This window comes from Vibrio sp. QJM3NY_27 (genome assembly GCF_057785955.1).
On record NZ_CM173512.1, the window covers coordinates 1,613,528 to 1,626,555 of the forward strand.

9 protein-coding genes are annotated in these 13,028 nt (G+C 43.2%); 4 read left to right on the top strand and 5 right to left on the bottom strand.

The window, feature by feature from the left end; genetic code table 11:
• Nucleotides 1-45: 45 nt before the first annotated feature.
• Nucleotides 46-2,193 carry a TonB-dependent hemoglobin/transferrin/lactoferrin family receptor gene (locus AC3CIA_RS22815; RefSeq protein WP_102569153.1) on the top strand — a complete coding sequence of 716 codons (2,148 nt, stop codon included), beginning with the start codon at nt 46-48 and terminating at the stop codon, nt 2,191-2,193.
• A gap of 355 nt (nt 2,194-2,548) precedes the next feature.
• Here AC3CIA_RS22815 and galE read toward each other — a convergent pair whose 3' ends face one another.
• From galE to AC3CIA_RS22835, 4 genes are all read right to left on the bottom strand, one after another.
• Complete coding sequence (galE, locus tag AC3CIA_RS22820) at nt 2,549-3,562, bottom strand: UDP-glucose 4-epimerase GalE (protein ID WP_488519124.1); 1,014 nt, start codon at nt 3,560-3,562, stop codon at nt 2,549-2,551.
• Between the two features lie 85 nt (nt 3,563-3,647).
• Nucleotides 3,648-5,621, bottom strand: coding sequence for a sensor domain-containing diguanylate cyclase (locus AC3CIA_RS22825; protein ID WP_488519125.1), 1,974 nt, complete (start codon nt 5,619-5,621; stop codon nt 3,648-3,650).
• A complete protein-coding gene (locus AC3CIA_RS22830; RefSeq protein WP_488519126.1) occupies nt 5,621-6,157 on the bottom strand; it encodes a YfiR family protein in 537 nt (178 codons plus the stop codon). Before AC3CIA_RS22830 ends, AC3CIA_RS22825 begins: the two co-directional genes overlap by 1 nt.
• A complete protein-coding gene (locus AC3CIA_RS22835; protein ID WP_488519127.1) occupies nt 6,147-8,210 on the bottom strand; it encodes a TonB-dependent receptor plug domain-containing protein in 2,064 nt (687 codons plus the stop codon). The genes AC3CIA_RS22830 and AC3CIA_RS22835 overlap by 11 nt, the downstream gene beginning before the upstream one ends.
• A gap of 170 nt (nt 8,211-8,380) precedes the next feature.
• Here AC3CIA_RS22835 and AC3CIA_RS22840 point away from each other — a divergent pair, with 170 nt between their 5' ends.
• From AC3CIA_RS22840 to AC3CIA_RS22850, 3 genes are all read left to right on the top strand, one after another.
• Nucleotides 8,381-9,124, top strand: coding sequence for a 5-oxoprolinase subunit PxpA (locus AC3CIA_RS22840; RefSeq protein WP_114635342.1), 744 nt, complete (start codon nt 8,381-8,383; stop codon nt 9,122-9,124).
• 175 nt (nt 9,125-9,299) lie between these two features.
• Complete coding sequence (locus AC3CIA_RS22845; RefSeq protein ID WP_488519128.1) at nt 9,300-10,067, top strand: 5-oxoprolinase subunit B family protein; 768 nt, start codon at nt 9,300-9,302, stop codon at nt 10,065-10,067.
• Complete coding sequence (locus AC3CIA_RS22850) at nt 10,060-11,010, top strand: 5-oxoprolinase subunit C family protein (RefSeq protein ID WP_171314444.1); 951 nt, start codon at nt 10,060-10,062, stop codon at nt 11,008-11,010. Before AC3CIA_RS22845 ends, AC3CIA_RS22850 begins: the two co-directional genes overlap by 8 nt.
• Nucleotides 11,011-11,328: 318 nt before the next feature.
• On the opposite strand, the gene AC3CIA_RS22855 is transcribed toward AC3CIA_RS22850, so the two are convergent.
• A complete protein-coding gene (locus AC3CIA_RS22855; RefSeq protein WP_488519129.1) occupies nt 11,329-12,783 on the bottom strand; it encodes an FAD-dependent oxidoreductase in 1,455 nt (484 codons plus the stop codon).
• Nucleotides 12,784-13,028 lie beyond the last annotated feature (245 nt).

Consider the following 13,028-nt stretch of genomic DNA (forward strand, 5'->3'; position numbering starts at 1 on the left):
CTTTCGCAAATCAAGATAATACTATGGAACTAAGGTAACTATCAGATGTATAAGCAATCCCTACTCTCTGCTTCAATCGTTTTAGCGCTTTCATCAACATCAGCCTTTGCTGACGATTATGCCCTATTTGACGAGGTTGTTGTATCGGCAACTCGTACGAATCAAACACTTATCAATACTGCGGCTTCTGTTACTGTCATCTCGGATAAGCAAATTGAAGAGAACATGGCGAAAGATGTGAATGAAATCTTCGAATACACTCCGGGTGTGACGATGAATTCAAGCTCTCGCCAAGGCGCACAGACTATCAACATTCGTGGCATGGAAGGTAAACGCGTTAAGATTTTAGTCGATGGCTCTTCTCAGCCAGGTTCATTTGATGGTGGTCCATACGCATTTATCAATTCTAGCGGTATTTCAATCGATCCCGACATGCTTAAAAGTGTAGAAATTATCAAAGGTGCTGCTTCAAGTTTACACGGAAGTGATGCTATTGGCGGTGTTGTTGCTTTTGAAACTAAAGACCCTTCTGATTTCTTGAAAGATGGCGAAGACTTCGGTGGCCAAGCGAAACTGTCTTACTCTTCAGAAGATAACTCTTTCAGTGAGCACGTTGCATTAGCTAATCGATTTGGTGACTTAGAAACATTGGTTGCCTACACTCGTCGTGACGGTGAAGAGCTTCAAAACTTCCGCGACTCTAATAACTTAGAGAATTACGCAGTAGAAGATCAAGACACATCTGCAGATAACCTATTGGTAAAATTGCAATACCAATTGAACGAAAGCCATCGTATCGAGTTTCTAGCTGAGCTAATCAAGGATACTTCTGACTCTGACATTTATCACTCAAGCTACGATAGCTACACGGGTGCAGATGATACAGAGCAAAATCGATTTGCGATTAAACACATTTGGTTCGCTGATGGCGCAATTGCCGATACCGTGACCAGTAAAGTGTCGTACATTTCCAAAGAAGAAAATGGTGTGACGAAACGCTTTAAACCCGCAGGTCCGGGCTTTCCACCTTACGTTCCTGCTAACAACGACAATCTTCAAACCAAAGATTACGAGTACACAGAAGATAAGCTTGAGATTGAAACGCAGTTAGATAAAGAGATTAACAACCATTACCTAGTTTATGGTGCGACATATACACACAGCGATATAAGCAACACGAATATGGAGTACAACTCTGATCCTGCTACTGATGATCAGCTTTATGTATACACTCCTGATGCTAAAGAGCAGAAGTTTGGTCTGTTTGTACAAGACGAAATTAGCCTAATGAACGACAAACTTGTTGTTACTCCAGGCGTTCGTTTCGATCACTTCTCTACAGACCCTGGTAAAAATACAGGTGAGTCACTTACGGACTTCTCTGATTCTGCGGTAACTGGACGTTTAGGCTCAACATACAAACTTACTGATACAGGCACCATTTTTGGCCAAATTAGCCAAGGCTTTAGAGCCCCTTCTTTCGATGAACTGTACTACACGTATGACAACCCAGGACATGGTTACGTAAACGATCCAAACCCGGATCTTAAGTCAGAAACCAGTATCTCTTATGAGCTAGGTTACCGTCATAATACACAGGCTTCATCGTCTGAAATTGCGGCTTACTACAGTGATTACGATGATTTCATCGAAACAGTGGTAACGAAAAAAGTTGGCGGAACTACACACTACTCTAACGTTAACTTAGATTCGGCAACAATTAAGGGAGTTGAATTCTCTAACACGTTACTATGGGATGTTTTGGTAGGTGCACCTAAGGGGATTTCAACTCACTTCGTTGCTTCATATACAGAAGGTGAAGACGGAAACGGTAATGCACTGAATAGTGTTAACCCTTGGAATGCTGTATTAGGTCTTAACTATGATGCTCCAAACCAAAACTGGGGTACTAGCCTTAAGTTAAACTACACAGCTAACAAGTCTGGTTCAGACATCAACTTCGATGACGAAAGCGGCGGCAACGCTGGTCAAGCTGAGCTTCCAAGCGCTACGGTTGTTGACCTGACAGCTTACTACAAGCCAATGAAGGATCTTACTATCCGTGGTGGCGTATTCAACTTAACTAACGAAGAGTACTACCGTTGGAACGACATTCGTGGCGATGATGAGCTTTACAAAGAGAACTCTCAAGCGGAAAGAAACTACGGCATTTCAGCTAAATACGAATTCTAATTCGTTAGAAATCTGAACCACAGAAACGTATACAGCAGAGACTAAAAAGCCAGCTAAACGCTGGCTTTTATTATTTCACTAAAAATTGTATCAAAAAGGGATAAAGTGAAATTACTTCTCTGCCATCTCTTTCTTAACCATTACTGCAGCAGCAATGATGAAAGTGATAATTAGGCCTAGTTCCATGATTAACTCCAAAGAAAATTAACATTAAACATATAATTCGCGAGCATGATAACAACAACCGATACAGAATGATACTTTTTAACCACTAATTCACTTTTTATTCGATTTAGATCAAAAAAGATGCCCTAAAGCATCTTTTTGTATATTAATCATTCATGAAACGACTAGATCAGCCAGGGAAACCATTAGGATTCGTTGACTGCCAGCGCCATGTATCTTCCGTCATTTCAGTCAATGTACGCGTCGCATTCCAGCCGAGCTCTTTCTGAGCTTTAGCAGGGTCTGCCCAACATTCTGCAATATCACCTGGGCGACGATCGACCAGTTTATAAGGGACTTGTTTACCGCTCGCTTTCTCGAACGCTTTAACCATATCTAATACACTCGAACCGTTACCAGTGCCAAGGTTGTAGATATGAAGACCGTCTTTACGCCCTACCTTTTCAAGCGCTGCGATGTGGCCATCAGACAGATCCATGACGTGGATGTAATCACGAACACCAGTCCCGTCTTTTGTTGGATAATCGCTACCAAATACCGATAGGAATTCACGGCGGCCCACGGCTACTTGAGAGACAAATGGCATTAGGTTATTTGGAATACCTTGCGGGTCTTCACCTAGCTCACCACTTGGGTGTGAACCTACTGGGTTAAAGTAACGCAGCAGCGTAATGCTCCAATCTGGATTGGCTTTTTGGAAATCGGTTAAGCACTCTTCAACCATTAGCTTACTACGACCGTAAGGATTGGTTGCGCTTGTTGGAAAATCTTCGGTGATAGGCACACTCGCAGGATCGCCGTAGACCGTTGCTGAAGAGCTGAATACTAAGGTTTTCACACCAGCGTCACGCATTGCATCAACAAGGACTAACGTGCCGTTGACGTTATTGTCATAGTATTCAAGAGGCTTAGCCACAGATTCACCAACCGCCTTTAGGCCAGCGAAATGAATAACGGCTTCAATGTTGTGTTGCTTCATGGTTTCAGTCAAAAGCGCTTTATCACGAACGTCACCTTCAATGAAATTAGGGCGAACACCAGATACTTTTTCGATACGCTCTAGAACGCTTGGTTTACTGTTATACAAGCTATCAAAAAGTATAGGTGTCATTCCTGCGTTGATCATCTGGATACTTGTATGGCTACCGATGTAACCCATGCCACCTGTAACTAAAACATTCATGTTTAGCAGACCTTTTAATTAAAAATATTCAACCTATCACTTATGATACAACAACTTAGGTAGAGGTCACAAACGCCTACGGCTATTAACTATCACGAGAGAACACAAATTGACCTTTTCCTTTTCGTTTTGCTTGGTACATCGCCTCATCGGCAACCTTTAGAATCACGTCTATATCACGCTCTGAACCATCAACTAAGTGTATGCCCAAGCTCGCTCCAACATGAAGCGAACGCTGTTTATGGGTCACCTCTTGCCCGATCAGCTCCAACAGTCGCTCCGCTAACTTTGCTAACAAGACTTTATTGGTCTGTTTAATAATAAGAACAAATTCATCACCCGACAAACGTGCTACCAAATCTCCTGCACGAACTTGAGATAGCAACCGGCTCGATACTTCTTTGAGGATTTCGTCGCCCGCATCGTGTCCATAGTTATCGTTAACGTGTTTAAAGCCATCGAGATCCAAGTAGATAACCGCAAAATGCTGATTAGAATAATGGCTAGACGTGACGACATCATCCATTACCTTATACAGCTGAGCTCTGTTGGCCAAACCCGTTAATGCGTCGTGATGAGCCAAGTGTTCAAGCCTTTCCATCTCTTTGACATTAGATAAATCAGACAGTGTGAGTACCATATCAAACTCGTCTTTCTCGTTGTCTGACGAAACTCGATTCACTTTTACAAACATTGGAACCAAAGTGCCAGATGCACTCTTCTCCCATACCTCGCCTTGCCACTGCCCATAATTTTCCAATGAACTGCGAATTGTCGGCATTAGGGATGAAAACTGTTGCCAAGAAAAAACGTCAAATGGTGTTTTGCCCACCAGCAGATCGGCGTGATAACCAAGAAGTTGGGTGACCGCTGGGTTTACCATGGTAATTACATTGGATGAATTCAGTACGATTAAGCCGTCTTTACTGTTCTCAAAAACCCCCGCGGCTATACGCTGGCGACTCATGGCAGTTTCTATCCCCGTGACATCTTGGATTGCATAAAGAATACGACCGTGCTTTGACAACGAACGGCTGCTCACACGAAGCCAGCGTTTTGAGTTAAAGAGATCGGTGGTTTCGAGTAGTTCGTCATTCAGCTCAATATTGGCGTCGATAACCTCTTGTAAGAACCCAGTTTGCTTTGTCGAGATCAACTCTTGGATCAATAAATTTTCAAGAAACGCTTCGGTACACTTAAAAATGTCACGAGTGGCAGCGTTCGCATGAACGATGAACCCTTTTTCATCTGCTACCAACAACGAGTGCTGAACAGTTTCAATTACCTCATTTGCAAACGACTTTTCTTCTTGTAGTTTATCGAGCGTAAAATTGATTTGGTTGTCACGATGTTGAAGTCTTTCGAGCATGGTATTAAAAGCTCGAACCAGATCCCCTATCTCATCGTGGTTCGTTGCGACTAATTTTTGTTGTTCTGAACGACGTTCAACAAAGGCTTGCATCGCCTCATTAAGGTCAAACATCGGTTCGATAATCAAGCGTTGAACCAATTTGACCAGTACCCCGCCTAAGATCACCAGAAACAGCAAGTAGACGGCCGCAACCTTGAAAATATTCGTTAAGATCGTATTAAACGTCTCTTTTGATATTGTCACTCTCAAGTTAGCGATCACAGCCTCATCCAGAGTCACCGGAACAAGCAAAAAGATGAAATTCTCGGAGATGGCAAATTGGTGATCCGCGATGTCATTTAATTCATCTGTATTCGGCCTAGGAACCAGCGTATTACTCACTTGATAACTCGCAAAAAGCTGTTCATTAATGTCATAGAGCTTCACCCTGACGATATCTTTATCCGCAACGAAGGCTGACAAAATCTCCTGAGCCGAGGATTTATCCTCAAATAGAATCGCGGCTTGCAGGTTATAAGCAACACCTTGTGCCAACACTTTAACTCGCTGAATAAGACTCTCTTTTTCTCGCTCAAAAGTGACAGTGTAATTAACTGATTGAATCGTCACAAAAGTAACCGCGATGAAGATGACAATCGGTAATATCAGCTTGTTTTTAATCGATAAATTATTAATGAAAGACAACATTATTGGCCCTCCACTATAGCGATTCGTAACAGGTTTGAGCCGATGACGTATTCACCGCGTCTTGCATTCACTAAGTTGATCTTAGGCTTTAGCTTATTATCGATGTGCGTTAGCTCAATGACTCCTCCCATGTCCGTAAAGTTTGGGATATCGCTAATCGTCACAGTATGTGGTGAGTGGGCTTTACGGCTAAATTCATCATTATCGGTATCAGATAGATAAGTGATATCACACTTAGGAGTCACCAATTGATGTACTTGTATAGCGAGAGAACGAATAGATTTTCCTTGTGTAATCGACGTCAGTGCTTTGCTTACCTTCTCATCGCCAATCACACAGAAGTTAACCGTATTCATTGTGCTTTCGTCGTTCCAACGAATAAAGTTGGCAATTCTAAATAGGTACACCGCTTTCACTTCATAAGGCTTGAAGCTAGCCGCCGATGTATTCAAAGGCACAATAAACATAGCTAAAGTGGCAATGCTGAGTTTAGTAAAACCAAGCTTAATACGGTACTTGAGCCACTTAGAATTCATGAGAGACCCTCACATATACGGACTCTTGGTTAGCACTTTTCTCAGACGTGAACTCAGCTTGATAACCGTCACTCTTACCAATGTTTTCAACGACCACTTCAATTAAAGGTGCTGCGGATGATTTTTTCCATGCAAGACGTGCATCAAAAGTTATTTCATGTGGGTAAGATTGCCATTCGTATTGAGTGCCATCGCCTGCTATCCAATAGTCTGGGTAATTCACATTAATGTATTGGCCGATAACATCGAATTGCCAGCTATCGGTGATATTCCACATCAACTGTGCCGTGGCTAAATGTTCATTATCAATGTCATGATAGACGCCAGTTTGCGGGCTAGATTTAGAGTCATCACCCTTGTTTTCACCCTCTAACGTTGAATAGGCATAACTCAGGTAACTGGTGAGATCTTCTGTAATTTGATAACTTGCGCCTAACTCTAAGCCATAGGTTTTCGCTTTATAATCATCAGATAATGCACCGACATAGACATGATTCGCGGGGATATCATTCGGGTCATAGCTGTGGAAGCGAAGATTGTCATGTTCACTCAGGTAGATTGTTGCATCGAGCTCGAAATTTGAATTGTTAGAGTAGCGATACCCCATTTCAGCCGTTATGACGTCTTCTATTTCAAGGTTTGAGTTTGATTTATAGACATCCAGATAACTGTCGTTTGAATCGGTATTCAAACTGTTGAAGTAGTATGTAGAGTTTGAATCCATATATGATGGTGCAACCACTGCACGGCTGAGCCCCGCCCACACAGAATGACGTTGAGTTAACTTATATAAACCTCGCAATTGAGGTGAAAGCTCAGTTGAATCATTCTGTGTAAAGTGCTCGACCTTGGCACCAATAGTAATAGATAGTGCTTCCGTCATTTGAATTTGAGACTGTATAAAAGCGTTCGCAATATAATCGTTGGCAGATTGGATATTGTAGGCTCGACCTTCGTAATCGGGATTGTACCAATCCACGTCCGAAACTTGGCTAGACGAGAAATCAAGATACATATATCGCAGGCCACCACCGAGTGTCATCTGATGCTTTGCAGATAGCTGGTTGATATAGGTCGAGTCAAAATCGAGGGTCGAGTAGCTTCCCGGAGCATCTGGCGCGTTATCCTCATTATATTCCCCCCATAACGAGTATGAGAGTGTCGAACTTTCATCAAAATGGCGAGAGTCGTTGAATTGGACGTAAACAGATTGGCTCTTGTTATCAAAATCATTGGCTTGTGAACCGACAAACGAACCTGAGTTATCATATTGGAACGTATAGAGTTCCGACTCGTAAAAGCTTTTCTCGCCGCCGATACGTAATGACCAACTTTCTTCGGCATTACTTGGTTGAAACACCATCCCAGCCGTTTGCGCTTTCCATTTTTCAGATTCGTCTGTGCGATACGTGGGTTCTTCTCGGTACTTATAGAATGCACGCGCATTCACATCGTCATTAAAGCTTAAACCCTGACGAACACTAAACTCGTAATTATCAGTATTAGAAGCGACACCAGAGAGATACGTCCCTTGAGTATCATTGGCAGACTTAGTAATGATATTCACCACACCATTAACCGCATTGCCTCCCCAAATCGTTCCGCCGGGGCCTTTTAATACTTCGATACGTTCGATGTCGGCAAGTATATAGTCAACATCGCTCCAATACGTGCCGCCATAGACTGGGCTAAATAAGCTTCGTCCATCCATCATCACGAGCATTTTGTTATACAGCCCATCATGAAACCCGCGCGTCGAAACAAACCACGAGGTCTCGTTAAACTTGGTTACTTTGAGGCCGGGTACTAGCGTCAGCACTTCCGCAATGGTTTTAGCCCCACTGCGTTGAATTCGCTCATTAGAAAGTACATAAACCGATGAGGGAATGTCGGTAAGTTTCTGTGTCACTTTCGAAGCCGTTTCCATCTCAACATCTAACATAGACAACTCTTCAAGGCTCATCGACATGAGTTGGTCTAAAGAGTTTTCTTGAGCAGCTACAAAAACAGGTGTCGTTAATGCTAGTCCTAAGCAAACCTGGCGCGATATCATGTGCTCACCTAATATACAGATAGATATTAATCCTTTAATCAATAGTTCAACTATATATGAAATGCCATACTGGTAAATTTTCGGTGTCGAAAGTTTGAGTCAGGTCACTGTTTATTTATGGTATTTATAAGACCGTCATTACTTACCTCAACGTAAAGGATTAGCACCACGTGACAACGAAGATTTTGCTTAATTGCGACATGGGAGAAAGTTTCGGCAATTGGAAGATGGGCGATGATGAGTCGGTCATGGAATGGGTCGATATGGCAAACATCGCTTGTGGCTTTCACGCGTCTGATCCGCACGTTATGTCCAAGACTATTAAACTGGCACAGCACTATCACACCCAAATAGGTGCTCACCCTGGTTATCAAGATTTAGTCGGGTTTGGTCGCCGTTCTATTCCGCACACCATGGATGAGATCAGTGAACTGGTTTGTTATCAAGTCGGTGCACTACAAGCCCTTTGCCGATATCACCATGCATCTGTTGGCTATGTGAAACCTCATGGCGCTCTTTACAACGATATGATGGCGAACATTGATGTGTTTAATGCGGTAGCCCAAGCAGTCGCTGAATTTAACATCCCCTTAATGATCCTCTCTTCGTCAGACAATCAGCAGTATTTAGATATTGCTGACGATCATGACTTACCCCTCTTGTTTGAAGCGTTTGCCGACCGTGCATACTTGAATAATGGGCAGTTATCGCCGCGAACTCAACAAGGCTCGGTTTACGTTAATCAGGACGACATCTACAACCAAGTCATGCAAATCATTAACTACGGTTCGGTCACGACCATAGAAGGTGAAAGACTGCCTATTGAAGCCGATACCATCTGTGTTCATGGTGATAATCCCCAATCTATCGCATTAATTAGAAAAATCAGACAAGACCTCAACGCTTTTAACTAATATGAAGCGTGTGATTGGTATGGCGCATGGCCTTATCGCTCGCCTTACGGCACTTAACCAATTGCTAGTAAGGTCTAATTGCTTTGTATTGGTTTGGACACGGAAGTTAGAAAAGCCAAATAAGTAAATAAAAGGCAGTAAGTAAATCAAAGGCAAGCAAAAGTATGGAAACGAAATGACGACGAATCAAATTGAGTTCAATATAGCGCCAGTCGCAGAATGCAGTGTTTTGGTCACCTTGGCGCTATCGCCTTCAAATAATCAATCTAGCGCTCAATATGCGCAGTACATGGCTCATTTTTCCGATGCTATTCGTCAAAACTTAGCACCTGTATTGATGAATGTGACACCGGCTTACCACACCATTCTGGTTGACTACTTACCTTATAGAATTTCAGAGCATCAGCTCATGGAACAACTCAACGCCTTGTTAAGTCATGCTATTTCGTCCTTCTCTAGTGTTATTAACACGCGTAACACTATCGATCTTCCCGCTTATTACTCACCAGAAACAGCACTCGATTTAGACCGATATCAAGCCCAAGGCATGTCGCTGGACGATATTATTCAATACCACACTTCTCAGACATACAGCGTCAGTGCCATTGGGTTTACGCCTGGCTTTGCGTTTATGTCTGATGTGGTCAATGAACTTGCTTTGCCTCGTCATTCAACCCCACGCTTAAGTGTACCGAAAGGCAGCATCGCCATCGCGGATACGAAAACGGCGGTGTATCCTTCGGACTCACCGGGCGGTTGGAATATTATTGGCAATTGCCCACTCGCACTGTTTGATCACAGCCAATTAAAGAACGCTGATACCACGCAAACGTCGCTGTCTCTACTTAATGTCGGTGATACAGTCCGTTTCATCGCGATTTCAAAACAAGAATTTGTAGAACTTAGGCTTATGGAGATTAGTGGAGGTGTCGCTAATGGTTAAGTCAAAAGCCAAACCAACGCTGACAGTCATTAAGCCCGGCCCGTTGAGCTTGATTCAGGACTTCGGACGATTTGGTGTCGCTCATCTCGGGTTGACACAAGGTGGCCCTGTCGATGATTACTCGTATAGCTGGGCCAATCACCTGCTCGGAAACCCAGTCAACCAAGCGGCGTTGGAAATCACGCTTGGGCAATGTGCGTTACGAATCGATTTTGATTGCGAAATGGCGTTATGTGGTGGCGATTTACAAGCGAAGCTCGATGGCAAACCACAGTCGAACTGGCGTACTTTTCAAGCTTTCGCTGGGCAAGTTCTCTCATTTGGTTTACCTAAAAATGGTCTAAGGGCGTATTTAGCCATTAAGGGGGGCTTCGATGTTCCATCAACTCTTCATAGCTGTTCTACGGTGACTCGAGAAAAGATTGGTGGATTAACGCAAGATGGAGAGCCATGCCAGCAAGGGCAACAAATTGCGTTTACCCAACACAAACTCTCTCGCCCGTTTAAAGCGTTGAGTGTCACCTTCCGATACACGCCTAATTACAACCTACCAGTGAACCTGCGAGTGATTGAAGGCTATCAAAGCGAACTATTCTCCGAGTCAGCAAAAGAGACTTTGTATAACGCACAGTATCACGTTGACCAAAATTCAAATCGCATGGGTTATCGACTGAGTGGTGAATCGGTTGATTCACCTGATATTTCGCTATTGTCAGAAGGCATTGCCTTAGGTGCGATTCAAATCCCCCAAGATGGGCAACCTATCGTGTTGCTTAATGACAGACAGACTATTGGTGGCTACCCAAAGATTGGATGTGTCGCCAGAATCGATTTACCGCGCTTAGCACAAGCCAAACCTGGACATGCGATATCATTCAGCAAGGGAGATCGCTTAGGCTTACAAGATGTTTGGTGCCAATGGGCTCAATTTTTCGGTTATTGATGTGCCCCTGTAGATAAAAGCCACTTTAATACCAATCGTAGTAATTAACTGGTCACCCTAGCTCGTTAAAAATCTCGATAACTTCGTTAGAATTTTTGATTGTAGAATAACTACTCATCGAAACTTCTTGTCGAAAAGAGCCGCCTTGTTCTCAAGCTTTTTTCCTACGCTATTTTTGATCACTTACTTACTGTGATTGGTATAATTTCGAACATGAAGCAAGACGTATAAACTAAAAATCCAACTTACTGTTTGCAGCAAGCTGGATTTTTTTGATGAGGCCATCATGATTTAGACGCTAGATGAATCAGCGCAATTTTAAGCGTGGTCTTGACCTGACACCTTTGCAAGCGCTTCTGGGTATCCACGTTCTTGTGTCAAATCTATCGCTCTGTTTTCAATAGCATTTAGATTAAGTGACATTGTCACCGAGTGCGTATCTTCAATCGATACTGACTCTGCGACATCAAACCAATGCTCAGCAACCTTTTGTGCAGCCTCTAGGGTTGAGGAAGCTTTGACTACTTCAAGTCGAGCATAGCGCTCACCACAGAATGAAACATCTGAAGCTCTTAAGCTAGGATCGGTTCCCGGAATCTGCTGTGCACCGAACAGAGGCTTACCACCTACCAGTGCAGAGCTAAAACTTGGGATGAACTGAGACATATGCGTTATCGCAGCGCGAGTTCTTAATTCAAGCTGCTCTTCACTCCAACCTGATACGATTTTCTTAAGAAGCTTAGAAGGCAGCTGAGGTTGTGATGAATCTGTTGATGATGAAACAAGCCCCCCCTCAAACAGAGTAATCCCTTCCGTCATACCGTGAAGTTGGAATACACCATCAGCGTACGGTGTTAGCTGAGCCATGCCTTGCGGTGTGCCTCTCGGGCCATGGAAGATAACCTCTGGCCACTCTTCCTTACATTCTTGCGAATACGGCCACTCTGTAACATATGCGGCTTTGAACTCAACAAGCCTTTGTTGCTTAGAACCGACAAAGTCATCCACGATGCCCGTCTCAAAGCCACTTGCATTAATCAAGTAGTCGGTCGTTAGGTGACAGCTTTGGTTTTCGGTATCGGTATAAGTCAAAGACCAGCCTTGCTCTAACGATTCAACAGATTGCAATCGGCTGTTGGTTAACACGGTACAATTAGACTGTTGCCCCAAAGAGAGCTGAGCGGTTGCAGAAAGTCGGAATACACTCCAACCATACTCTTGAACCATAGCAACAGGATACTTAAGGGTTTCTAGATCCGTATGTTTAGCGAAAGGAATACACCACTCATCAAGCGATGTTGGTTTCAGAGGCTGTGCTTGGGTAGCAAGTGCTAATAACTCATCTTTACTATACAGCTTGTAATACTCTTCCGGTTTACCAAGCACTTGGTTGCTTTTATCTTGATTAACAAGCTCAGCATAAGCGTTCTTGATTATCTTTAGACGCGGAAGCAGATCCAACGGCTCTCCACCATCACTGTGTGGAACAGCAATAATTGTCGGTCGAATATTGATCGTGTGGGGAAACAAGCGGACAGTATCAATTGACTGAGTGAGCAACTGAAGACACTGCTCTACAGAAATATCTCGATACAAATTGCCGCCAGCGTGCAGGTGGCAAATTGGTGGACCATTAACCAAACTCGGCCCTTTTTCCAAGATAGTGACCTTAAAACCCAACTCACTAAAGTGAATCGCGCTCGTTGTTCCGGCAATACCACCACCAACAATGGCAATAGAAGGCTGATTTGTATCCGTTTTGTTGTGGTTCATCGTGTTCTGTAGAATAAGATTAACTGCCGCTATTCTACTTTTGTTCTGCGATGAATTAAAACACATTTTTATCAAGGTCTTAGTTCAGTGGGATTTAATATCTATGTAAAAAACATAAATAATCTCTTGACTCAATAACTCCAGATAGAGTTTTAAAGGTTATTCTAACAGTCAAAATTGTCCTAAGTGACGCCACATAAAGGCTGCCTCAGTACTCTTAAAACATAGATGTTAACTTATCCCTA